Source organism: Vibrio sp. K4, from assembly GCF_051122595.1.
Lineage (GTDB): Bacteria > Pseudomonadota > Gammaproteobacteria > Enterobacterales > Vibrionaceae > Vibrio > Vibrio owensii.
Window position 1 is genome coordinate 2,989,050 of the sequence record NZ_CP178577.1, and the last position, 25,205, is coordinate 3,014,254.

Annotated in this window: 22 protein-coding genes; 13 read left to right on the forward strand and 9 right to left on the reverse strand. The window is 45.5% G+C overall.

Features of this window, described 5'->3' with window-relative positions:
• Positions 1-183: 183 nt before the first annotated feature.
• Both ACLIIY_RS13360 and ACLIIY_RS13365 read right to left on the reverse strand, forming a co-directional pair.
• Complete coding sequence (locus ACLIIY_RS13360) at positions 184-975, reverse strand: SH3 domain-containing protein (protein ID WP_434527726.1); 792 nt, start codon at positions 973-975, stop codon at positions 184-186.
• 217 nt (positions 976-1,192) lie between these two features.
• Entirely contained in the window at positions 1,193-4,252 is a 3,060-nt protein-coding gene (locus tag ACLIIY_RS13365; protein ID WP_434527727.1) for a thrombospondin type 3 repeat-containing protein, read from the reverse strand.
• Between the two features lie 581 nt (positions 4,253-4,833).
• Here ACLIIY_RS13365 and leuA point away from each other — a divergent pair.
• The 5 genes from leuA (at position 4,834) to ACLIIY_RS13390 (ending at position 10,576) form a co-directional block, all read left to right on the forward strand.
• Positions 4,834-6,381, forward strand: a complete 1,548-nt coding sequence (gene leuA / locus ACLIIY_RS13370) for a 2-isopropylmalate synthase (protein ID WP_005437391.1) — start codon at positions 4,834-4,836, stop codon at positions 6,379-6,381.
• A gap of 93 nt (positions 6,382-6,474) precedes the next feature.
• Complete coding sequence (leuB, locus tag ACLIIY_RS13375; protein WP_005430431.1) at positions 6,475-7,566, forward strand: 3-isopropylmalate dehydrogenase; 1,092 nt, start codon at positions 6,475-6,477, stop codon at positions 7,564-7,566.
• Positions 7,567-7,639: 73 nt separating this feature from the next.
• Positions 7,640-9,040, forward strand: coding sequence for a 3-isopropylmalate dehydratase large subunit (leuC, locus tag ACLIIY_RS13380; RefSeq protein WP_038893917.1), 1,401 nt, complete (start codon positions 7,640-7,642; stop codon positions 9,038-9,040).
• A gap of 16 nt (positions 9,041-9,056) precedes the next feature.
• Entirely contained in the window at positions 9,057-9,659 is a 603-nt protein-coding gene (leuD, locus tag ACLIIY_RS13385; protein WP_409378742.1) for a 3-isopropylmalate dehydratase small subunit, read from the forward strand.
• Between the two features lie 134 nt (positions 9,660-9,793).
• Entirely contained in the window at positions 9,794-10,576 is a 783-nt protein-coding gene (locus ACLIIY_RS13390; protein WP_434527728.1) for a DUF547 domain-containing protein, read from the forward strand.
• A 138-nt stretch (positions 10,577-10,714) separates the two neighbouring features.
• On the opposite strand, the gene djlA is transcribed toward ACLIIY_RS13390, so the two are convergent.
• Positions 10,715-11,575, reverse strand: coding sequence for a co-chaperone DjlA (djlA, locus tag ACLIIY_RS13395; protein WP_409378744.1), 861 nt, complete (start codon positions 11,573-11,575; stop codon positions 10,715-10,717).
• A 269-nt stretch (positions 11,576-11,844) separates the two neighbouring features.
• Between djlA and lptD the strand changes: the two genes are divergently transcribed.
• The 6 genes from lptD to apaH all read left to right on the forward strand — a co-directional run bounded on the left by lptD (position 11,845) and on the right by apaH (position 18,605).
• Positions 11,845-14,190 (forward strand): LPS assembly protein LptD, encoded by a 2,346-nt coding sequence (lptD, locus tag ACLIIY_RS13400; RefSeq protein WP_270050236.1) that lies wholly within the window; start codon positions 11,845-11,847, stop codon positions 14,188-14,190.
• A gap of 60 nt (positions 14,191-14,250) precedes the next feature.
• Positions 14,251-15,534 carry a peptidylprolyl isomerase SurA gene (surA, locus tag ACLIIY_RS13405; RefSeq protein ID WP_005437385.1) on the forward strand — a complete coding sequence of 428 codons (1,284 nt, stop codon included), beginning with the start codon at positions 14,251-14,253 and terminating at the stop codon, positions 15,532-15,534.
• Entirely contained in the window at positions 15,524-16,522 is a 999-nt protein-coding gene (gene pdxA, locus ACLIIY_RS13410) for a 4-hydroxythreonine-4-phosphate dehydrogenase PdxA (protein WP_039841404.1), read from the forward strand. Before surA ends, pdxA begins: the two co-directional genes overlap by 11 nt.
• Positions 16,519-17,328: a 16S rRNA (adenine(1518)-N(6)/adenine(1519)-N(6))-dimethyltransferase RsmA gene (gene rsmA / locus ACLIIY_RS13415; protein ID WP_009707797.1), complete on the forward strand. Its 810-nt coding sequence runs from the start codon at positions 16,519-16,521 to the stop codon at positions 17,326-17,328. The genes pdxA and rsmA overlap by 4 nt, the downstream gene beginning before the upstream one ends.
• 77 nt (positions 17,329-17,405) lie before the next feature.
• The gene (gene apaG, locus ACLIIY_RS13420; RefSeq protein WP_045416471.1) at positions 17,406-17,786 is read left to right on the forward strand and encodes a Co2+/Mg2+ efflux protein ApaG; all 381 of its coding nucleotides are present in this window, start codon (positions 17,406-17,408) and stop codon (positions 17,784-17,786) included.
• 12 nt (positions 17,787-17,798) lie between these two features.
• Entirely contained in the window at positions 17,799-18,605 is an 807-nt protein-coding gene (gene apaH / locus ACLIIY_RS13425) for a bis(5'-nucleosyl)-tetraphosphatase (symmetrical) ApaH (RefSeq protein ID WP_434527729.1), read from the forward strand.
• A gap of 67 nt (positions 18,606-18,672) precedes the next feature.
• Here apaH and folA read toward each other — a convergent pair whose 3' ends face one another.
• Positions 18,673-19,152: a type 3 dihydrofolate reductase gene (folA, locus tag ACLIIY_RS13430; RefSeq protein WP_334422689.1), complete on the reverse strand. Its 480-nt coding sequence runs from the start codon at positions 19,150-19,152 to the stop codon at positions 18,673-18,675.
• A 330-nt stretch (positions 19,153-19,482) separates the two neighbouring features.
• Here folA and ACLIIY_RS13435 point away from each other — a divergent pair, with 330 nt between their 5' ends.
• Entirely contained in the window at positions 19,483-20,511 is a 1,029-nt protein-coding gene (locus ACLIIY_RS13435) for a hypothetical protein (protein WP_434527730.1), read from the forward strand.
• Between the two features lie 46 nt (positions 20,512-20,557).
• Here the strand turns inward: ACLIIY_RS13435 and ACLIIY_RS13440 are convergent, their stop codons facing one another.
• The 5 genes from ACLIIY_RS13440 to rplU all read right to left on the reverse strand — a co-directional run bounded on the left by ACLIIY_RS13440 (position 20,558) and on the right by rplU (position 23,924).
• Complete coding sequence (locus tag ACLIIY_RS13440; RefSeq protein ID WP_005437379.1) at positions 20,558-21,031, reverse strand: threonine/serine exporter family protein; 474 nt, start codon at positions 21,029-21,031, stop codon at positions 20,558-20,560.
• Positions 21,031-21,831 (reverse strand): threonine/serine exporter family protein, encoded by an 801-nt coding sequence (locus tag ACLIIY_RS13445; protein ID WP_005437378.1) that lies wholly within the window; start codon positions 21,829-21,831, stop codon positions 21,031-21,033. The genes ACLIIY_RS13440 and ACLIIY_RS13445 overlap by 1 nt, the downstream gene beginning before the upstream one ends.
• A 116-nt stretch (positions 21,832-21,947) precedes the next feature.
• Positions 21,948-23,123: an Obg family GTPase CgtA gene (gene cgtA, locus ACLIIY_RS13450; RefSeq protein WP_005437377.1), complete on the reverse strand. Its 1,176-nt coding sequence runs from the start codon at positions 23,121-23,123 to the stop codon at positions 21,948-21,950.
• A 211-nt stretch (positions 23,124-23,334) separates the two neighbouring features.
• Entirely contained in the window at positions 23,335-23,592 is a 258-nt protein-coding gene (gene rpmA, locus ACLIIY_RS13455) for a 50S ribosomal protein L27 (protein WP_005383095.1), read from the reverse strand.
• A 20-nt stretch (positions 23,593-23,612) separates the two neighbouring features.
• A complete protein-coding gene (gene rplU, locus ACLIIY_RS13460) occupies positions 23,613-23,924 on the reverse strand; it encodes a 50S ribosomal protein L21 (protein WP_005437376.1) in 312 nt (103 codons plus the stop codon).
• A 257-nt stretch (positions 23,925-24,181) separates the two neighbouring features.
• On the opposite strand from rplU, the gene ispB reads away from it, so the two are divergent.
• The gene (gene ispB, locus ACLIIY_RS13465; protein ID WP_045482144.1) at positions 24,182-25,153 is read left to right on the forward strand and encodes an octaprenyl diphosphate synthase; all 972 of its coding nucleotides are present in this window, start codon (positions 24,182-24,184) and stop codon (positions 25,151-25,153) included.
• Positions 25,154-25,205 lie beyond the last annotated feature (52 nt).

The following is a 25,205-nucleotide window of genomic DNA, read 5'->3' on the forward strand; positions in this document are numbered from 1 at the left end:
TTGACAACGCCCTTGTATGAAAAGTAGGCGTAGAAAGTGACAGCTACATGACGAGAATTTGGACAATTAATGACACGTGATGGCTTAGGAGAAAGAGAGAAATAACCAATGATTAGATGGTACTAAAAAGCTCGGTGACAAATACATGATCGACCGAGCTTGATCATTGAGAGGGGCGAATACTTAAGATTGGTTCGAGCTCGCCATCGGAACATCGATATACCAAACTTTTCTTTTTTTACGGCATGCTCTGAGTGAACCCGCAGTTATATGACCGTCTTTCGTCAGCTCATAACTCAAATCACGGCAAGTGTAGTTACCGAACAGCTCACTTTCGGCCGGCTCTACTGGCGCAGGTTCATCACCACACAATAAAGGGTTTGGCTTGATAGAAAGAATATCGTGATTGACCTGGTTAGTGCGCGCATAGTCCTTATGAACATAACCTCGAACCATGCCCTTTTGCTCGACTAACAGCCAAGGCTCACCCTCAACTTTTGCAATCGCATTAAACTCTTCATCCTTATTTAGCTCCCCAAGCTTTTCTCCGTCTAAGCTTGGCTTTGAGCGTAAATTCAGGTTGGCTTTAGAGCGGTATGACACATCCATAAACTCTAGTGTTTTGGAAGTGTCCACTCCGTCGACGATTGGGCGACTGACTTCCGCCTCTTTCCATTGGTTAGGCTGAACTCGGATCTTCCACCAAGAATATGTATCGGGGTCTTTGCCTTTGAACTTGTTACGGTTGTCAGACTCCAACGCCACCAGCATCTGATTCAGAAATGATGCTCGTCCATCTTCACTCAGGTACTGATCCATCTGTTGATTGATCACCATAACGCTTTCAGCATGATCATCCATCATCACAGAAGAAACCGTATGGGGCTGAGAACCAAACTGCAACAGTTCGCACCCAGATAAAGAAACCACAGCGATTGCCAGCGCAGAACGTCCAAATTGTTTTGCTAAATCCATTAATCCCTGACCTATTTACTTTGAAACTCTATAAATGCATCCGCTCTACTATAAAACGCTCTGATGGAATTATGCCAACCAATTGACCCCTTTGTGTGATACCTCGCAAAGCGTGCGGTATAAAAAGTCATCTCAACCGTGCTCCGCTTTCTTGTTCACCTAAGAAACAGCTCGTTCTATAAAAAAGCGGCTACCGAAGTAACCGCATTCAGACTTATTAATGGTTGGTGGATGTTCGATTCCACACTTCTGTTGACCAGGTGTTATTGCTTCGCTCTCGCTGTACGATACCCTTGCTATCGTAGCTATCGGTCTGTCGTTGCCACTCGGTCATATCGTCTAGCTTTGTGCCTGATTCATCAAAATACTCTGATGTGCTGTAGCTAAACTGTTGGCATACTTCGGCTTGATATTGCTGGCCGTCCACATCGTAATTAATCGTTTTCTTGCCTGCGTAGGTTTGGCTGTACATCACGTTACCAGTGCGCCAATCTACTAGCTTGTCGTCATCGTTATCGCTGCCATACTGAGTGGAAGGATCATGGATGGAGAATTGACTGTACGTGACATTAGGAATTCGATAATAAGCATTTTCACTCCACGCTAATTGCTTAGTCGTTCGAGAACCCCATTTAATATCAACGTCACTATTCGGCTCATACCCTTCAACGCCCAACCAATCTCCGTTTTGACCACTATGGTAGTGCTCTTTAAACCAGGCAGAACTATCGAGTAACGTAGCAAACAGTTGCTCCAGACGAACATTCATGTCATTCCATTGATAGTTTTCATTCACTAACAGGTGCCACTCGTAATTCGCCTCTTGTTCAACATACTCATCAAACTCATTGAAGCGAGAGCGCTGCATTCGGTAGATGTTGATATCGCCAACCTCTGCGGCATATTCACCCTCTTCTAGAGATGCCAAACATTGATCGAAAGTCGCGAACTCACCTTCTGGGACTCTAGAGAGTATCGGGTCTTTACCATAAGCTTGATTATTGATGGTAAAGCCTTCCAATTGCTTGACGTAGTTACTCCATCCCCAGACAGGCGTCACTTTTGCCTCGTCTGCATACTCCATGTATGAACGTTCACTTTTCACCACCAGATTTTGGCCAGCGGTGTAGTTTGTCGTTGTCTCTGAAATATATACTGGCGCAGGCTCGCTGCTGCCATTGTTGTCTGCAAAGGCATAGTTGCCCTCATGTCCTGAAATACACACTTCAACTAGAGTGCCATCCACATTTAAAATATCTTTTCCTTTGTAGAACAAAGTGGTGGCATCTTGATTAAAGGTTGGAGACTCAGCATCGGTGTTCCATTTATGGATGCGAGTGTAATCAACAACTAGTGGAGTATTGAGTACCACGTCGTGCTCTTGCTGAATCGTAGGGACAAAACCCCACCAGCGGTAGTAGGTATCATGGAAGCCGTAATACATACCGCTTACCGCGTCGGTATACTCTAATTCTGCAATCGGGTCCCATTCGCTGACAGCACCACCAAAATCAGGAGTCACTTGGGTAACATGGAAAGTTCGATCCGACAGTAATCCATTAGGTAACCCTGATTGCTGGCCAAGTAAGATTTCGGTTTGAGAAAACTGTTGGGTGTCGCCATTGTTCATCTCTCGCGTAATGGAATAAAGCTTACTGTCTCGCCTTTCATCAACCCCTACTGTAGAGAACTGATTCTCAGGTAAAGAAGCAACACATTGCGCTAACGTATTCGGTATGTTGAGGGCTTCAAGTGGTTGGTTATCTTCAGCATCTAAGTAACCATCACCATCATCATCTGTGTCAGCATTGTTACCTATTCCATCCCCATCGGTATCGAGTGTTTCCGTCGGGTCGTTTGGCAAAGCATCAGCATTGTCGCCTACACCATCTTTGTCACTGTCTTTCGATTCTGAGGCATCACTTGGGAAGGCATCATTGTTGTCACCAACACCGTCCTTATCGCTGTCTTTAGATTCTGATGCATCATTTGGGAAAGCATCGCTGTTGTCGCCCACGCCATCTTTATCGCTGTCTTTAGATTCTGTCGCATCAGATGGGAAAACATCGCTATTGTCACCAACACCATCTTTATCGCTGTCTTTAGATTCTGATGCATCAGTTGGGAAAGCATCACTATTATTGCCGACACCGTCTTTATCGCTGTCTTTAGATTCTGATGCATCAGTTGGGAAAGCATCACTATTGTCACCAACGCCATCTTTATCGCTGTCTTTAGACTCTAATGGATCATTTGGAAACGCATCGTTATTGTCACCAATACCATCCGTGTCACTGTCTTTAGACTCTGAGGCATCATTTGGGAAGGCATCGCTGTTATCACCGACACCATCTTTATCACTGTCTGTCGTTTCTGATGGATCGTTAGGGAAAGCATCAGCATTATCGCCAACAGCGTCTTTATCCGTATCTTTGCTCTCACTTGGGTCGAGAGGGAAAACGTCTTGATTATCCCCAACTTTATCACCGTCGGTGTCGTACCATTCAGTATCATCATTAGGGAAGGCATCAAGCGCATCAATAATAAGATCGCCATCGCTGTCCTGAGTGGAAACCAGCGTCAGCTCATTCGTTTCAGGATCTTTAATGACGATATGATCATCACTAGCATTCTCGACCAAAAGGTTCACTTGCTCAGAATCTGCGATAATATTTTGGGCTTGTTCAAGCTCTTGAACGGATGCAGGCATAGCGCCAGAAGCAACTAAAGAAACCGCACTTTTTTGTACTTTCTTCGCCTCTTCTGTTTGAGATGCAATATAGTCAGCAACTACCACGCTTTCACTCACCCCAAGTGCTTTCGCTACTTCACTCACCGCTTGTTGGTAAGCATCCGTTTCGCCAGCCTTAGTGCGCACTTTGGCTTCAATCAACGTCGTTAATGGCGTCACAACCTTACCTTGATAGGCGGTCATAAGTAGATCGTGAGCAAGGGGTTTTCCATGATCTAAATCGATCGCCACACCCGCTTCAGCATAGGTAATGAGCTGATAGTTATTAATGTCATCAATTTGAGTGAGATCCAGAGACACCGCACCTGTTTTATCAGTGGTACCACTTACCTCTCCGTCTTCCAAAATGTAGTTAACGCTGTCTTTTCTTTCTAACCATACTTTTGCATTTTGAATGTAGCCATCTATCACCTTAACGGTTAACACATTGTCGGTAACCGCTGGCTGATTGGAATCGTCACCGCCACAGGCAGAAAGAACCAAAGTACTACTGATCGCCAATGCAACTCGGGATTTATAAAACATAACTCACCATCCTTGATTAATTTGCCCTCCATTTTAAATATCTCACTGCCAGCCGTAAGGCATTCACCCAACTAATAACAAGAGATCGATCGAAAACAATCAAGAAATGTTACGTAACTAAAATGCAGCAAAACAAACGGTTACATTTAGTATCAAAGCGCAATAAACACCTGCATTTAAAAGCTATTATGAGACTGAGAAATCGCATCCTCTGAGCAAACTAAAAACGATTCACGCTGCGAATAACCGCCAGCGCTTGAGTCCCCCTAAAAGCCATGAACAGAAATCCACTCATCCGATATGAATAAAAAATCGACTTTAGGGTTGACGTGTTCCATTGAGTGCGGTACTAATTTGTTAACTTAATTTTGTGGAATGCTTAACAACTATGTCAGCACGTTTTTCTATCCTGCTTAGCCTCCTCCTGATCGTGACCAATTCGCGCGGGTAGGCTGTGGAAGAAAAATAACCACACCAATTTCTAAGAAACCCGCATGCAAATGCGGGTTTTTTTATATCTATATACCGGAAGTAAACGATTAAATTGCACGAAAAGTGCAGAAATCATGAAGGAAGCAAACATGAACGATCAGGTCATTATATTCGACACCACATTGCGTGATGGCGAACAAGCGTTGTCAGCAAGCTTGACGGTTAAAGAAAAACTGCAAATTGCCTATGCGCTGGAAAGGCTAGGCGTTGATGTTATCGAAGCGGGTTTTCCTGTTTCTTCTCCTGGCGATTTCGAGTCCGTACAAACTATTGCAAAACACATTAAAAACAGCCGAGTTTGTGCCCTTTCGCGTGCCGTTGCGAAAGATATCGATGCTGCCGCTGAAGCGCTAAAAGTCGCAGATGCATTCCGAATCCACACCTTCATTTCTACCTCTACTGTCCACGTTCAAGACAAACTGCGCCGTAGCTACGACGATGTTGTAGAAATGGGCGTGAAAGCCGTAAGACACGCACGTAATTACACGGACGACGTTGAGTTTTCTTGTGAAGACGCAGGTCGCACGCCAATCGACAACCTATGTCGTATGGTTGAAGCGGCCATCGATGCTGGCGCAAGCACCATCAACATTCCAGACACCGTTGGCTACACCGTACCAAGCGAGTTTGGTGGCATCATTGAAACCCTATTCAACCGTGTACCAAACATCGACAAAGCGATCATTTCTGTTCACTGTCACGATGACTTGGGCATGTCTGTTGCGAACTCTATCGCAGCGGTTCAAGCAGGCGCTCGACAAGTAGAAGGCACCATCAACGGTATCGGTGAGCGTGCGGGTAACTGCTCTCTAGAAGAAATCGCGATGATCCTAAAAACCCGCCAAGAGTTCATGGGTGTGCATACCGGTCTAAAACACGACGAAATCCACCGTACCAGCAAGTTGGTCAGCCAACTTTGTAACATGCCAATCCAGAGCAACAAAGCTATCGTTGGTGCTAACGCGTTCAGCCACTCTTCAGGCATTCACCAAGATGGCATGTTAAAGAACAAGAACACTTACGAGATCATGACGCCTGAGTCGATTGGCCTTAAGAACCAAGCATTGAACCTAACCAGTCGCAGTGGCCGCGCTGCGGTTAAGAGTCACATGGACGCGATGGGCTACAAAGAAGAAGAGTACAACCTAGATGCGTTGTACGAAGACTTCTTGAAGCTTGCTGACCGCAAAGGTCAGGTGTTCGACTACGATCTAGAAGCACTAATGCACTTCTCGAACTTGCGTGAAGAAGACGACTTCTACAAGTTGAATTACCTAAGCGTGCAATCTGGCAGCGTAATGGCGACCACCAGCGTCAAAATGCAATGTGGCGATGAAGAAATGTGTGAAGCTGCCGTCGGTAATGGCCCTGTTGATGCGCTATACCAATGTATCTACCGCGTGACAGGTTACGAAATCGTTCTAGACAAGTTTGACCTAACCGCAAAAGGCGAAGGTGAAGACGGTCTTGGTCAAGCAGACATCATCGCTAACTACAAGGGCCGTAAGTACCACGGTACCGGCGTTTCTACCGATATCGTAGAAGCATCTGGCCAAGCGCTATTACACGTTATCAACAGCATTCATCGTGCCGATAAGATTGAAGAGATGAAGCAAAAGAGAATTGCGACGGTTTAATCATTAATTCATGGAGCTTGAGCCTCACAACTCAGGCTCCAACCAAATTCGTTTTAGACAAGCTCAAAAATTTAGAAAACTTAAAGGATTACCATGACAGACAAATCATACAAAATCGCCGTTTTACCAGGCGACGGCATCGGCCCAGAAGTAATGGCGCAAGCACACAAGGTGCTAGATGCAATCGAGAAGAAACACGGCATTGCGTTTGAGCGTGACGAGCATGATGTGGGCGGCATTGCGATTGATAATCACGGTTGCCCACTTCCAGAAAGCACCGTAAAAGCGTGTGAAGAGTCTGATGCAGTCCTATTCGGCTCAGTTGGCGGCCCTAAGTGGGAGCACTTACCACCAAACGACCAACCTGAGCGCGGTGCCCTACTGCCGCTACGTAAACACTTCCAATTATTCTGTAACCTACGTCCAGCGCAAATCCACTCAGGTCTTGAAGCTTTCTCACCACTACGTGCAGACATTTCAGGTCGCGGTTTTGACATCGTTGTAGTCCGCGAACTGACGGGCGGCATCTACTTCGGCCAACCAAAAGGTCGTGAAGGTGAAGGTCCAACAGAGAAAGCGTTCGACACTGAGGTGTACCACCGTTACGAAATCGAACGTATTGCAAAAATCGCTTTTGAGTCTGCTCGTTTACGTCGCAAGAAAGTGTGCTCTATCGACAAAGCGAACGTTCTACAAAGTTCTATCTTATGGCGTGAAGTGGTCGAAGAAATCGCAAAAGACTACCCAGACGTCGAGCTATCACACATGTACATTGATAACGCGACTATGCAGCTTATCAAAGACCCAGCTCAGTTCGACGTAATGCTATGTTCAAACATCTTCGGCGACATCATTTCTGATGAGTGCGCAATGATCACTGGCTCCATGGGTATGCTGCCTTCAGCAAGCCTAAACGAAAGCAAATTCGGTCTGTACGAGCCTGCAGGCGGCAGTGCACCAGATATCGCAGGTAAAAACATCGCTAACCCAGTGGCACAAATCTTATCTGCTGCACTAATGTTGCGTTACAGCCTAGGTGAAGAAACGGCGGCACAAGACATCGAAACGGCAGTTTCAAAAGCACTATCAGCGGGTGAGCTAACAGGCGACCTTGCTGGTGACAACCCAGCACTTTCGACGTCTGAGATGGGCGATAAGATCGCTGAGTACATCTTAAACTCTTAATACCGCACTAATTGATAATAATTATTTGCTCCTGATAAGCCGTTGTCGGGAGCTATACACGAGATAGCAAACAATGGGCAAAACACTATACGAAAAAGTCTACGACGCACACGTTGCCGTCGCAGCAGAAGGGGAAAACCCAATCTTGTACATCGACCGTCACTTGGTACATGAGGTGACATCTCCGCAAGCATTTGACGGCTTGCGTGAAAAAGGTCGCAAAGTGCGTCAGGTCAGCAAAACTTTTGCCACCATGGACCACAACGTTTCGACAACCACCAAAGACATCAACGCATCCGGTGAGATGGCTCGTATCCAAATGGAAACGCTATCGAAAAACTGTGAAGAGTTTGGCGTTACGCTTTACGACATTAACCACAAATATCAAGGTATTGTGCACGTTATGGGCCCAGAGCTTGGTATTACCCTACCAGGCATGACCATTGTTTGTGGTGACTCGCACACGGCTACACACGGTGCGTTTGGCTCTCTCGCTTTTGGTATTGGTACATCTGAAGTTGAGCACGTATTAGCGACTCAAACGCTAAAACAAGCGCGCGCTAAAACGATGAAGATCGAAGTGAAAGGCAAAGTGGCTCCGGGTATCACCGCTAAAGATATCGTGCTAGCGATTATCGGTGAAACTACAGCAGCTGGCGGTACAGGCTACGTGGTTGAATTTTGTGGTGAGGCGATCACCGACCTTTCAATGGAAGGCCGTATGACCGTATGTAACATGGCAATTGAGCTAGGTGCGAAAGCCGGTTTGATTGCACCAGATGAAACCACATTCGAATACATCAAAGGCCGTAAATTCTCACCTCAAGGTGCCGATTTTGATGCAGCAGTAGAATACTGGAAGACATTAAAAACTGACGATGATGCTCAGTTTGATGCGGTTGTGACGCTAAACGCAGCAGACATTAAACCACAAGTCACTTGGGGTACTAACCCAGGCCAAGTTATCGCGGTAGACCAACCGATCCCAGCACCAGAAAGCTTTGCCGATCCAGTAGAAAAAGCTTCTGCTGAAAAAGCGTTGGCTTACATGGGCCTAGAAGCAGGCAAAGCACTTTCTGATTACAACGTCGATAAAGTCTTCGTTGGTTCTTGTACTAACTCACGTATCGAAGACATGCGCGCAGCAGCTGAAGTAGCGAAAGGTCGCAAAGTCGCGTCTCACGTTCAAGCGCTAATCGTTCCTGGCTCTGAGCAAGTAAAAGCGCAAGCAGAAGCAGAAGGCTTGGACGTTATCTTTAAAGAAGCGGGTTTTGAGTGGCGCCTACCAGGTTGTTCAATGTGTCTAGCAATGAACAACGACCGTTTGGGTCCACATGAACGTTGTGCGTCTACTTCAAACCGTAACTTTGAAGGTCGCCAAGGTCGTGATGGTCGTACCCACTTGGTTAGCCCTGCTATGGCAGCGGCAGCAGCAATTGCTGGTCACTTTGTTGATATTCGTGAGTTGGATTAGGTTAAGGAGAGAACAAATGTCAGGTTTCAAACAACACACAGGCTTAGTTGTTCCTCTAGATGCAGCGAACGTAGATACTGATGCCATCATTCCTAAGCAGTTCCTACAAAAGGTCTCTCGCCTAGGTTTCGGTAAGCACCTATTCCATGACTGGCGCTTCCTAGACGATGCTGGCGAACAACCGAACCCAGAGTTCGTGATGAACGCTCCTCGCTACAAAGGCGCTTCGATTTTGCTAGCGCGTGAAAACTTCGGTTGTGGTTCTTCTCGTGAGCACGCACCGTGGGCACTAGCGGATTACGGCATCAAGGCGATGATCGCACCAAGCTTTGCCGATATTTTTTACGGTAACTCGATCAACAACCAAATGGTGCCAGTTCGTTTGACGGAGCAAGAAGTGGATGAAATCTTCCAGTTTGTTGAGGCTAACGAAGGCGCAGAAGTGGAAGTAGACCTAGAAGCGAATGTGGTTCGCGCCAACGGCAAAGAGTACAGCTTTGAAATCGACTCATTCCGTCGTCACTGCCTGCTAAACGGTTTGGACAATATCGGTCTTACCCTTCAACACGAAGATAAGATTGCTGAGTACGAGGCGAATATCCCAAGCTTCTTAAGCTAATTAAAATCGTAATTTAAACAAAAAAAGGTTGGCTTATGTCAGCCTTTTTTCTTTTATTTTCATTGCCTCAAGAAAGAAACTTCGCCCTATGCAGGTCTACACTATCAATAAGGTTTTAACCCAAAGGTATCTCTATGAAGCGTCTGTTATTACTCTTGTGTGCGCTCGTTTCTTTCTCGACATTTGCCGCACCTAAATCCGACTTATGGCCGTACTGGAAACAATCGAATCAAGCCAATCAAAGTCAAATCTCTCATCAAGATTGGCAGCAACTGCTCGATGCTTATTTAGTTGAACAAAGCGAGAATACCTTGTTTCGTTACAGCCAAGTCACCTCAGCCGATAAAACTAAGCTGAAACAATACATCCAACGTTTGGCAAAACTCGACCCTCTAGAATACAACCAAGCAGAGCAATACGCCTACTGGGTAAACCTTTACAACGCCATCACTGTAGACTTAATCCTAGATAACTATCCTGTCGAATCGATTACCAAACTTGGTGGGCTATTCAGCTTTGGCCCTTGGGGGGATGATGTGGTCGTGATCAACGGGAAAGATCTGACTTTAAACGATATTGAACACCGCATTTTACGTCCAATTTGGAATGACCCCAGAACGCATTACGCGGTTAACTGTGCCAGCCTAGGGTGCCCTAATCTGCAGTCTCAAGCATTCACCGCTGACAACACGCAAGCTCTACTGGATAGTGCCGCTAGAACATTTATCAACAGCAGCAAAGGCGTATCTATTCAAGGTAACACGGCACAGCTGTCTTCTATTTATGATTGGTTTGCAACGGACTTTGGTGGAGAAAAACAAATCTTCAACCACATCGCAAAATACGCACCGCAATACAAAAATTTCTCTGGCAAAGTGAAATACGAATACGATTGGGACTTGAATCAGGCCAACTAAACTGGGGGATTTGAGGTCAATTAGCGTTAGGATCATGATAGGTCAAAAGCTAAAGACACCGGCAACTCCAAGACTAAGATATGAAAAAAGGGCACTCAGTGCCCTTTTTAAACCCAATACTTGATAGAAAACGTCCGACTACTTAAAGCCTTTGACTTTCTTAATCAGATCGTAAGCGTTTTGAATCTCTTGAGATTTCTCTTTCGCAACGTTCATCATCTCTGGTGGCAAACCTTTTGCCATCAATTTATCTGGGTGATGTTCATTCATTAATTTACGGTAAGCACGTTTGACCGTTTTGCCGTCCGCCTCTGAAGAGACATCAAGGATTTTGTAGGCATCCGCCAGTTGATCCGCTTGTGAAGCTTGCTGCCAACCTGCACCTGAAGATTGATATTGCCCTTGTTGCTGACCATGGAAACCACCTTGGCTTTGAAAACGAAACGCGGCTTCTTGCATGTTCAGGCGACGTTCTAATTGCTCCGAAGAGAACCCTAAACCACGGGCAATTTTGTGCAATACACTGCGTTCACTTGGGTGGATTGAGCCATCAGCAAACGCCGCTGAGATTTGTAGTTCCAAGAAGAACTGCAACAAGTCAAAACGCCCTGCTGAAGAGATTTTCACACGAACCAATACATCTTCAAGTGGGAAGTCACTCTCTTTACCATCACGGAACGCTTCTTGTGCTGCACGACGTTGCTCGCCATGTAAACTCATGCGATCCATCATCGCAGACGCAAGTTGAATCTCTTCTTTAGTCACTTGACCTTTGGCTTTTGCCACATGTCCCATAACTGCGAATGCAGCCTTAAAAAATTCTTCTTGGCGCTGGGCTTGGCTTGGACCTTTACCAAAGCCTCCGGTAGAAAACCCCGCTTGGCTTAAACGACGTGCTTTATCGAATTGGTGACCGATAAATAGGCCAAACAACAAACCGAATGGACCACCGAGTAACAAGCCAAAAAAGGCACCCAAAATTTTGCCAAAAATATGCATTATGTGTTCTCTATCAATGAATTTTTATCGACGACGGCGGTCTTATAGTGCCGGACGCAACGATTTCCTTTATGATAATGGAATTAGTTTTTTTATGATCAGGCTATTTCGCCTGCTTATCTTTGCAGCTATTTTATATCGGCATTATGCCACAGCGAATCCATGCTCTGGGATAATTGCAAACTATAGTTGATTCATTTGGCTATAAAGCGAGGGTACAACAAGCCCTATAGCCATCGAGTAGTAGTGACACAGGAAAGTTCAATTCAATGCAACATTTCTCCCGCACATGTTTAGCGGCCTCTATCAGCACCGCCTTGTTTGTACCCACCACTCAAGCTGAAGCGAATATCAATGATAGTGTGCAGGAAATGCCCACCACAGATCAATGTTTGGTCGAAACAAGTGGTGAGGAGGACGCGCTTAACTCCGAAGTCGTAGTACAAGCAGACCGCTTACAAGCCATCAATGGTGACAAAGCTCAGTACTCTGGCAACGTAGAAGTCACGCAAGGTCCGAAGAAAATCACCGCGGATAGCGTAACGCTTCACCAACAAGACAATGTTGTTGTCGCTGAAGGTAACGTAACCTTCAACGATGGCAAAGTAAAAGCACGCTCAGATCGCGTCACCAACGACATTAATCAAGATACTTTCTCGCTAGAAAACACCGATTACCAATTCCTCTGCCAACAAGGTCGAGGCACCGCCGCTTACATTGCACGCACGGGCCAATCTGTTTATGAACTAGAAGATGGTTCCATTACCTCTTGCCCACAAGGCGATAACTCTTGGCGATTAGTGGCATCAGGAATCGATGTTGATCAAGACGAAGAAACGGCAACTCTGCACCACCCTCGTTTTGAGGTGTTAGATGTACCAGTGTTCTACGTGCCTTACTTGACGATGCCAATTGGCGATACGCGTAAAACAGGTTTTCTCTTCCCTTCTATGTCATACGGTTCAAGCGACGGTCTGGAAGTTGAAATTCCGTTCTACTGGAACATTGCCCCTCAATACGACATGACAATTACGCCTCTGTACATGCAAAAGCGCGGTACTAAGCTAGATACTGACTTCCGCTACCTAACCAATGGTTGGGGTGACGGTGAGGTCAAAGGCGAATACATGGGCAGCGACAAAAAGTACGATGACGAGTCGCGTTGGGGTTACCAGTTTAAACACGACGGTATCATCAATAAACAATGGGTGGTCAGCCTTGATTACTCCAAAGTAAGTGATATCGACTACTTCCGAGATCTCGACTCTGATATTGGTAACCGCGAAGATGGTCAATTGCTACAAGAAGGCGAAGTTCAATACCGCTCTGACTTCTGGGATGCGTCATTGCGAGTGCGTGATTTCCAAATCCTACTGCAAGAAGATAACCAACCATACCGCTTGCTGCCTCAACTTGATCTTAACTACTACACGCCACTTTGGGGCAACTACGTTAACTTCGATGTGAAGAGCCAAGTGAGTAGTTTCGATACCGATGACACCGCGAAACCAAACGCAACTCGTGTTCACGTAGAGCCAGGTATTACGATCCCGCTATCAAACTCCTGGGCAACTTGGACAACAGAAGCTCGCGTCTTGTCAACATACTACTCGCAAGACTTAGAGGGATTAACTGATACTGACTTGCGTAATACACTGGATGAAAACGTGTCACGTGTGATCCCCGAATTCCGCACACATGCTCGCATGTACTTAGAGCGTGATACCAGCTGGATCGAAGGTTACACACAGACGTTAGAACCACAGTTACAGTACTTGTATGTTCCTGATGAAGATCAGAGCAACATTTACAACTACGATACCACCTTGCTGCAAACCGACTATTACGGTCTATTCCGCAGTCGCAAATACAGTGGCATCGATAAAATTGCTTCAGCAAACCAGTTAAGCTACGGTGCAAGTACTCGCTTTTTCGATGATGACTACAAAGAGCGCTTGAACGTCTCGTTTGGTCAGATCTATTACTTTGATAAGAAGACTAAGATCAGTAATAACCCAAGCTTGCCAGATGAAACATCAAACTACTCATCGTGGGCGGTTGAGACTGACTTCAACTACAACGATTACCTGTTCTACCACGGCGGTATCCAGTACGACATCGACTTGAGCTCGATGCAACTTGCAAACAGCACGTTGGAATACCAATTTAATGGTGGCTTTATTCAAGGTAACTACCGTTATGTAACGCGTGAATACATTGAAGATACGATCATTGTCGAAAACCTAGATACGATCACTCGTAAAGGTATTTCACAAGCAGGTATCGTGGCGGCATACGAGTTCAACCCGAACTGGTCTGCAAGTGGCCAGTACTACTACGATCTGAATGAAAACATTGATATGGAATGGCTTGCTAGCGTTCGTTACCAATCAGATTGTTGGTACTTTGGTCTGACTTACTCGAACCAACTACTGGGTTGGGATGACAGAGCAATCGGCAGTGATGGTGCATCACCAGAATACGAAAACAACATCAGTGTGAACTTCGGTATTCAAGGCTTTGCAACCAACCAACGCGCAGATTCGGCCGCGAAAGAGCTTGATGGCTCGGACAACGCGATTAAATACGGTCGTCCATTCTATTTGAACAATTAATTGAATTAAGCGTCTTACCTATAACAAGACGCTTAAACACCATTACTGACGGAATTTTTAATGAAAATTTGGAAATCACTCTTATTCACCACCCTACTATCTTGTGGTGTAACAGCAGCGCCAGTAGAGCTTGATAAGGTTGCAGTCATCGTTAACGATGGTGTAATTCTACAAAGCGACATCAATACCGCGATGAAAACGCTGCAAGCTAATGCTCGCCAAAGTGGCAAGAGCCTCCCTTCGGCAAGTGTGCTGAAAGACCAAGTGGTAGAGAAACTGATCATCGACACATTGCAAGGCCAAGAGGCAGAGCGTATCGGTGTTCGTATTGATGACAACCGCCTGAACCAAGCGATCGCAGAAATTGCTCGCAACAACAATCAAAGCGTGGAGCAGTTAGCTGCGTCTGTTCAAGCTGAAGGTCTCAGCTACCCAGAATTCCGTGAGCAGATTCGTAAAGAGATTGCTGCTTCTGAAGCGCGTAATGCTCTAGTTCGTCGTCGTATCAACATTTTGCCAGCTGAAGTCGATAGCCTTGCCGACCAATTGGCGACTGAAACTAACGCTACAGTTCAATACAAGATTGGCCACATCCAACTTCGTTTCTCTGACGATAAAGACAAATCAGAAGTCGAAGCAGAAGCCAATGCATTGGTTAAGAAACTAAAAGACGGTGCAGACTTCTCTGAAATGGCATACACCTACTCAAAAGGTCCTAAAGCGCTACAAGGTGGTGATTGGGGTTGGATGCGTAAAGAAGAAATGCCAACCATCTTTGCAGACCAGATCAAGATGCAAAATAAAGGCAGCATCATTGGCCCATTCCGAAGCGGCATCGGCTTCCACATCCTAAAAGTAGAAGATGTGAAAGGCCTTGAGACCGTAGCGGTAACAGAGGTAAATGCTCGCCACATTCTGATCAAGCCAACCGTTATCTTGAGTGATGAAGGTGCACAGAAAGAGCTAAACGAGTTCATCCGTCGCATCAAAGCAGGTGAAGCAACCTTTGCTCAACTGGCAACACAGTACAGTCAAGATCCTGGTTCAGCGGCTCAAAATGGTGAGCTAGGTTACCAAACACCTGATTTATACGTACCAGAATTTAAACACCAAGTAGAAACGCTACCTGTTGGCTCAATCAGTGAGCCTTTCAAAACGGTACACGGTTGGCACATTGTTGAAGTTCTAGACCGTCGCCAAGTCGACCGTACAGACTCAGCAATGAAGAACAAAGCTTACCGCATTCTATTTAACCGTAAGTTTAATGAAGAAGCTGGCGCATGGATGCAAGAGCTACGCGCAAGCGCATTCGTTGAAATCGTGGATGACAATGATGGCAACTAATTCGATTCGCAGAATCGTCGTGACCGCTGGGGAACCTGCGGGTATCGGCCCGGATTTGGTACTGGCTCTGTCTAAGGAAGACTGGGCTCACCAAATCGTCGTCTGCGCAGACAAAAATATGCTGTTGGAACGTGCCAACTTGCTTGGCATTGATGTTCAACTGACTGATTACAATCCAGAAGAAGCACCAAAGGCACAAAAAGCAGGCACCTTGATCGTTGACCATATCGAAATGGCAGAAAATGTCATCGCGGGTCAACTCAATGAAGCCAACGGCCACTACGTGTTAAAAACACTAGAAAGAGCCGCTTTGGGCTGTATGAATGATGAATTTGATGCTATTGTCACCGGCCCTGTACATAAGGGGGTGATCAATCGCTCTGGTGTTGCGTTCAGTGGGCATACTGAATTCTTCGCCGAGAAGTCCAACACACCGTTGGTCGTGATGATGCTAGCCACCGAAGGGCTGCGAGTTGCTCTAGTAACAACGCATATTCCTTTGGCTTACGTATCTAAAGCCGTCACGGAAGAGCGATTAGAAAAAATCATCGATATTCTTCATAAAGATCTTGTAGAAAAATTTGCCATCTCCCAACCAAACATCTATGTTTGCGGGCTAAATCCACATGCGGGAGAAGATGGCTGTTTGGGTCGCGAAGAGATCGAGACCATCACTCCGACATTGGAAAAGATTCGACAAGAAAAAGGAATCAATCTGATCGGTCCATTACCGGCAGACACCATTTTCAATGAAAAGTATTTAAACGATGCTGATGCTGTTTTAGGCATGTACCACGATCAAGTATTGCCAGTTTTAAAATACAAAGGCTTTGGTCGTTCAGTAAACATTACTCTTGGTCTACCTTTTATTAGAACATCGGTAGATCACGGTACTGCATTAGAACTGGCAGGGACAGGTCAAGCGGATACAGGGAGCTTCCGAACAGCGCTCACGCATGCGATAGAATTGGTAGAGAAGAAACAATGAGAAATGATGTCCATTTAGGACACAAAGCGCGTAAACGTTTTGGTCAAAACTTCCTGAACGACCCATACATTATTGATGGCATCGTATCAGCAATTAACCCAAGACCAGGGCAAAACCTGGTTGAAATCGGCCCTGGTCTAGGTGCAATCACCGAGCCTGTTGGTCGCGAAGTCGACAAGTTCACGGTTATCGAATTGGACCGTGACCTAGCAGAACGTCTACGTAACCACCCTGAATTGGCAGACAAACTTACGATTCATGAAGGCGATGCAATGCGCTTTGACTTCACGCAGTTAGTGAAGCCAAACAACAAGCTACGTATCTTCGGTAACTTGCCATACAACATCTCTACACCATTGATGTTCCACCTATTTGAATTCCATAAAGACATTCAAGACATGCACTTTATGCTTCAAAAAGAAGTGGTAAATCGCTTAGCGGCAGGCCCTGGTAGCAAAGCATACGGCCGTCTAACCGTAATGGCACAGTACTACTGTAAAGTGGTACCAGTACTAGAAGTACCGCCAACGGCATTTGTTCCGCCACCGAAAGTAGACTCAGCCGTAGTACGCTTGGTTCCTTACGAAGAGCTGCCACACCCAGCAAAAGATCTACGTTTGTTGGAGCGTGTATGTCGTGAAGGTTTTAACCAACGCCGTAAGACTGTACGTAACTGCTACAAGTCGCTACTAAGTACTGAAGTACTAGAAGAACTGGGTATCAACCCTAGCATGCGTCCAGAGAACCTAACGCTACAACAATTCGTCGCCATGGCGAACTGGCTCGCGGACAACCCGCAGCAATAAAGAACTCGAACGATAAGCCAAACCCTTGCCGGTTTGGCTTATTATTATTGGGATACAACGTTTCTCGAGGAGTGCACATGGACGTCATTCAACCTTGCATCAAAATCCAAGTTCATACCAAATACATTGAAGAACAGTCCAACCCAGAACTGCAGCGATACGTCTTCGCTTATATCATCACAATAAAAAACCTCAGCCAACAAACTGTCCAATTAATTAGCCGTCGCTGGTTAATCACCGATTCAAACGGTAAACAAATGACGGTCGAAGGTGAAGGAGTGGTTGGTCAACAGCCTTTTATTCCGGGCAACGACGAATACACTTACAGCAGCGGAACTGCGCTTGAGACACCGGTTGGCGTTATGCAAGGACACTACATGTTGTTGGATGAAAAAGGACAGCAATTTATCACCGAGATTGATCCATTCCGTTTAGCGGTTCCAAACGTCTTAAATTAATCAGGAGATTCAGTGGCGACTTATATTGTTGGTGATATTCAGGGCTGTTTTGATGAGCTTCAGCAGCTACTAGAACAGGTTAATTTCTCTTCACAGCACGATCAGCTTTGGCTAGCCGGAGATCTCGTCGCTCGCGGACCTAAATCTCTAGAAACATTACGTTTTGTTAAGTCTCTGGGTGACAGTGCCAAAGTGGTACTTGGTAATCATGACCTACACCTCATGGCAGTATCGCAAGGACTGAAAAAAGTCAAAGACAAGGATAAGACTGCACCTATTTTTTCCGCTCCGGATAAACAAGAGCTGCTTACTTGGCTATCACAACAACCACTGTTGGCAGAACACGATGACTTTGTCATGTGTCATGCAGGCATCTCTCCACTATGGGATCTTGATACTGCTAGAAGCTGTGCACGTGAAGTGGAAGCGATCATTCGAAGTAAACAATTGCCTTGGCTGCTAGAAAATATGTACAGCAATCAGCCTGATCTCTGGGATGAATCCCTTTCAGGACTCGACCGCTATCGCTACACCATCAATGCGTTTACTCGCATGCGTTTTTGCTTTACTGATGGTCGCTTAGATATGGATTGTAAACTGCCACCGCAAGAAGTGTCTGAAGATGAGCTTGTGCCTTGGTTTAAGCTGCCACAGCGAGTACCGCTAGAAAAAGCAGTGCTATTTGGGCACTGGGCAGCACTACAAGGTCATATCGATGAAAGCATAATTGGTCTTGATACTGGCTGCGTTTGGGGTGGTTCGCTCACCATGATTCGTTGGGAAGACAAGCAAGTCTTCACTCAAGAAGCACTCAGTTAACGTCTCTGATTGCCGGACGAGAAAACAAAAAGCACCGCATTTGCGGTGCTTTTCTCATTCTATCCGATTACTTTTCGAGGACAGTAAAACGCATGTTGTAAGCGTTTTTCTCATCCGCTTGGTACGCTTCAGAGTACGTTTCTTTGAACTCACTTCCCCAATCTGGGAACTGAGTATCTCCATCTATTTCAGCTTCAATATGGGTAACATACAGCTTGTTAGCCATAGGTAGGCACGCTGCATAAATCGCTCCGCCACCAATAATCATGACTTCTTCCACTTCACCAGCAATCTCAAGTGCTTGCTCAATTGACGTGACCGTTGTAACACCTTCAATGGAAAGTGAAGCATCACGGCTGATGACAATGTTCAAACGACCAGGTAATGGACGCCCAATAGACTCATAGGTTTTACGCCCCATAACAACTGGCTTGCCCATGGTGCAACGCTTAAACCATGCAAAATCGGCAGGAAGGTGCCAAGGCATCTGGTTGTCTTTACCGATGATTCGGTTGTCTGCCATCGCGGCAATCATGCTGATGATCATATTGGATCCTTATACTATGGGTCTGCGGCGATAGAATAACAGCCCCGGAACCGCCAAGCCAACCGCTAAGCCAGCAATAATAAACATCGCCTTAAGAAAGTTTTCCATGCACGTCGCAATAAGTTCAGGTGAGTAACCCAAGTGGCGTACATTTCTTTGGCAATCAGGCATTTAAAAACGAATTAAGATTAATAATGGGTTTTAAAACCTTAACGATAAGTTACACCTGAATAATCCAATAACATTCAACCAAGATTAATAATAATCATATTCGCGGTTAAAACATTCTGTAATAGCGTTTAATTGCAACCTCAACAATCGGATGGATACATGGAACACAAATATGCTTCAGCAATATTGCTTTCAGCATGTGCATTATTTGCTAATAACGCACATGCTACAGATTCAAGTAGTGAAACAATCCCAAAATACAAACCTCATGCGTGTCTTGTTTTAGTTTCTACTGGGCAGCAGTTTTGTCAGCAAAAAGGGGAAGAACCCCTATCTCGCTTGCCTGATGAGTTTTATCGCCAACCAGTCTATGTTCAAGCTGAGCAAGGAACAGAAGTCATCCTATCAGATGTCGATAACTTGGCAGATAAAACAAGAAAAGTCTATGTGGTGGGCACTGTTCTTAATGAAGAGCTGAAAAACGCTGAATCATCGAAAGGAGAAATTATTGATGTTTCAGCACCAGCCTCAATGAAAGTCGTTGGTAGTGATAAAAACCTTGGCTGTTTACGAAACATTTCGACTGATCAGATGTACTGTCTTCCAAAAGATAGAAAAGTTAACAGACTGCCTGATTTCATTTACGACCAACCGATCGAGGTTAGACCTACCTTCGGTTTAAAAGTAAAAGTATCGGCACAAGAGGAACTACTATCGGAAGCCTCTTACTCATTTGAGCAAACAACCACAAATGATCGCCTACAGAAAATCACCACGAATAATGGCTTAGAACTTAACTTACAAAAAGTAAAATCTATGGCTGTTGTTGACTCTGGAGCTCCAAAGGCTTGCTTAACGAGTCGTCAAGCTGGCGTTCAATTTTGTCTAGCAGAAAAAGGAACTGGAGAAGCATACCCAAGTGAATTCGATAACCTTTATCCATCACCAAATTACCTACCAAGCTGGATTCGAGGGCATGAAGTTGATGCAAAATCGAATTCACCAATAGGCATGCATATTTCCAACACATATAACGTAATTGGATATCAATACACTTGGTTCCCACCGGGCGAAGTTAGTAACAATAAGCTTTCTCAGCAAGTCACTGTTGGTGGTGAGGAAGTAGATTTATCCCAACCTAACTCCTTTAATATCTTTAACTGCAAAAATAGCTCGAGAGATTGCTGACCACATAGAGAAGAAAGGGCACAGTGTCAGTGCCCTTTATATCAATTTAAACTATTGGTCTGCGGCGATAGAATAACAGCCCCGGAACCGCCAAGCCAACCGCTAAGCCAGCAATAATAAACATCGCCTTAAGAAAGTTTTCCATGCACGTCGCAATAAGCTCAGGTGAGTAACCTAAGTGGTTTATCTCTACCATGGCGATCATCGCCTTATAAGCGAATACACCCGGAACCATAGGAATCAAAGCAGCCACAGTGAAAACTTTAGGGTGAGCAAGAAAACGATGGGACCAATGCACACCAATCAAACCTACTAGCGTCGCTGCAAAAAACGTTGCCCATTCAATTGGCAAGCCAAAGTGCATCATTAGGTAGCGGCTGCCGTGACCAATCGCTCCACCTACCGCGCAGTACTTGAGTGCTTTCTGCGGCACATTAAACACCATCGCAAAACCAACGGCAGGAATAGCGGCGAAGAACATATCGTTCAACAGCCCTAAGATGAGTTCAAATACGCTCATTAGCTCATCCACCCCCAAATCCCCGTTACTTCCATTGCCGCAACAATACCGAGACAAGTCGCTAAGGTTAATAAACTCGCCATGGTAAATCGTGCAATGCCCATGTTGATATGGCCTTTCAGCATATCGGCAACCGAGTTAATCAGTGGGAAGCCGGGAACTAGCATCAATACCGATGATGCCATCGCAACGGTTGGTAGATTACCAATGTCAAAAATCACCGCTTGAGCAGAGATTAGTGTAGTCACAAACGCCGTGACAGCGAAGTTAAGAAGAGGATTAAAGTGGCGGTGGCCAATTTCTTGTCGAACGGTCATGCCGCCAGCAGAAGCAAGAAACGTCATGACAAACACACCTAAATCTCCACCCGCTAAATGACTGAAGGCCGCACAAGAAAGGCCTATCATGAACACCACCAACCAACGGTTATAGCGCTCAGGGCTAATGGTATTGAGTTTCTTCTGCGCCATTCTCACATCGAGTAAGCCGCGCTCCATCATGATACAAATTCGTTGGATCTGGGTGATCACTCGCATGTTGATCCCGCGATCGGCGCAACTTCTGGTCGTTGTAATGCAATGATCGTCTTTGACTGTCGTGACAACCAAAGCATTCGCAGATAATGCCACTGCCACTTCGCTGACACCACAGGCAATACCGATGCGCTGCATGATGTCACTCACAAGCGTACTTTCTGCCCCGTGGGCTAATAGCATTTGCCCTGCTTGGGCAACGAGCCGAGAAATGGCCCTTTGGTTGGATGCCGTCGTTGCACAAGACGGTATAACTTCCGATGTCATAAATACTTCCTAAGTCCGTTAAGCTCATTATTGTGCCGCAAATCACATCGTCTAAACATGATTTAGATACAAAAAAAGCCGCAATAAACATTGCGGCTTAATGAATTAGTTAGCGATTAGTCGCGGACGTAAACAACATGACCGTCGTCTTCTTCATCGTCCCAATCATCCCAATCGTCGTCATCTTCTTCAGTGATAACGTCTTTACCGGCGATTGCGTCTTTATGGTAATCATCCCACATGAAGTTCACTTTATCTTCTTCAGCAACTTCTTCCTCTTCACGAGGTAGGTTTTCCATAAAGTCAGCTAGCTTGTAGCAAAGCTCTTTTGTACCGTTACGGTTGATCGCTGAGATCTTAAAGAACTCGTCTTCCCAACCTAGCGCGTCCAAGATCTCTTGGATCTTTTCATTCGCTTCTTCTTCTGGCATCAGATCCGTTTTGTTGAAGACTAGCCAACGAGGTTTGCCTGCTAGTTTCTCACTGTACTGCTCCAGTTCATCAATGATGGTTAGGGCATTTTGAATTGGATCTGACTGATCGATAGGCATGATATCAATCATGTGTAGCAGTACGCGGCAACGCTCTAGGTGCTTAAGGAAGCGAATACCTAGACCAGCACCGTCAGCTGCACCTTCGATTAGACCAGGGATGTCTGCAACCACAAAGCTCTTCTCAGGAACCACACTCACCACACCCAAGCTTGGGATTAGCGTTGTAAATGGGTAATCTGCTACTTTTGGTTTTGCTGCTGATACTGCGCGGATAAAGGTTGATTTACCTGCGTTAGGTAGACCAAGCATACCAACGTCAGCCAATAGCAATAGCTCTAGACGGATTTCACGGATTTCACCTTTAGTACCTAGCGTTCTCTGACGAGGAGCGCGGTTTACTGAAGATTTAAAACGCGTGTTACCAAGACCGTGCCAGCCGCCTTTCGCGACCATCACTTTCTTACCGTGTTCTGCTACTTCTGCAACGATTTCGTTAGTGTGGATATCAACTGCGCGAGTACCTACTGGTACGCGAAGTGTGATGTCTTTACCACGTTTACCAGTACAGTTACCGCCGCGACCGTTTTCACCGCGTTCTGCTTCGTAAAAGCGTTGGAAACGGTAATCGATCAGGGTATTTAGGTTTTCATCGGCTTGGATATATACATCACCACCATCACCACCGTCGCCACCATCTGGGCCACCTTTAGTGATGAATTTTTCACGCCAGAAACTTACAACGCCGCTACCGCCGTCACCAGCCTGAACTTTTACTACCGCTTCATCTACGAACTTCATCTTTTACTCCGACTACTTCGTGCGTGGATTAAATCTGATTTGCCATCAAACAATTTTAGCAGATGACAGATCTAAGCTCCCAGATTCCAACCGCTCAGGGATAAAACGAGAAACTTGAATATGTCGACTGCTACAAATAAAAAACCCCGCCGAATCGGCAGGGCTTTTGAATTCAGCTATAAAGCTTTAGTAATTAACCTAAAAGGTAAAATTACTCAGCTTCGATGCTTACAAACTTACGGTTCTTAGGACCTTTAACCTCGAACTTCACCTTACCTTCAGTAAGAGCGAATAGAGTGTGGTCTTTACCGATACCTACGTTGTTACCAGCGTGGAACTTAGTACCACGTTGACGAACGATGATGTTACCTGCAAGAACAGATTCACCACCGAAACGTTTAACACCTAGACGTTTGCTTTCTGAATCGCGGCCGTTACGAGTAGAACCACCAGCTTTTTTGTGTGCCATTGTTAAACTCTCCTAATAGATTAAGCGTTGATACCAGTGATCTTCACTTCAGTGAACCACTGACGGTGACCCTGTTGCTTACGAGAGTGCTTACGACGACGGAACTTAACGATTTTAACTTTATCGCCACGACCGTGTTGTACAACTTCAGCAACAACTTTGCCGCCCTCTACAAGAGGAGCGCCAACTTGGATTTCTTCGCCGTTAGCAACAAGAAGAACTTTATCAAATTCAACAGTTGCGCCCGTTTCAACGTCTAATTTCTCTAAACGAAGAGTTTGACCTTCGCTTACACGGTGTTGTTTACCACCAGATTGGAAAACAGCGTACATATTTTACTCCGCTTTTTCCGCACAGCCTTTTCATGAGGGTGTGCGCTAAACTAATCATCAATAGGGCGCAGATTCTACAGAAGAGATGCCCCTATGACAAGCCATATTTTGAAAAAATTGGCGAAAAGCTAATCGCCAAAGAAAAGTGCGGCAATCATGCCCTTTAGTAATGTATTAATCAACGTTTTTTAGTGTATTATTCGACAATTATATAAATCGAATAAGCCTTGCAGGGTCTAACTTCAGCCGGATATACGATGGATTTTAAAACTATCCAAGCGCTTACTGCCGATGACATGGCAAAAGTGAATGAAACAATTCAAGCCCAACTAAATTCTGATGTCTCTTTAATCAACCAACTCGGTTTCTATATCGTGAGTGGTGGAGGCAAACGCTTAAGACCACTTCTGGCGATATTGTCAGCACGTGCTCTTGGTTACCAAGGTAACGGCCATACTATGGCGGCGGCGTTTATCGAGTTCATCCATACGGCAACTCTGTTGCACGATGATGTAGTTGATGAATCAGACATGCGCCGTGGTAAAGCGACGGCAAACGCTGCGTTTGGTAATGCCGCTAGCGTGTTAGTTGGGGACTTTATTTATACTCGCTCATTCCAAATGATGACTGAGCTAGGATCAATGAAGATCCTTAAACTGATGAGCGACGCAGTTAATGTGATCGCGGAGGGTGAGGTTCAGCAGTTAATGAACTGCAATGATCCTGACACAACAGAAGAAAGCTACATGCAGGTCATCTACTCTAAGACCGCACGTTTGTTTGAATCCGCTACACAGATTGGTGCGATTCTTAACGATGCGCCGGAAGAAGTAGAAGTGGCATTCCAGAACTACGGTAAATATTTGGGCACAGCATTCCAACTGATCGACGACGTGATGGATTACACGTCTGACGGTGAGGATATGGGTAAGAATGTTGGTGATGATTTGGCTGAAGGCAAACCAACGCTTCCTCTACTTCATGCAATGCGCAATACCACGCCAGAGAATGCGCAGATGATTCGTGAAGCGATTGAGAAGGCCAATGGCATGGATCGACTAGAAGACATTCTAGCAGTAATGCAGGAAGCTGGCTCGCTGGAATACACCACGCAAAAAGCAATGGATGAAGCAGATAAAGCGATTGCAGAACTCGCAATCCTTCCAGAATCTGACTACAAGCAAGCGCTGGTTACTCTAGCCCACATGGCGGTTAAGCGTACCAGCTAAGCTAGTAAAAGAAGACCCTGATGAAAAAAGGAAGAGTAGTACTCTTCCTTTT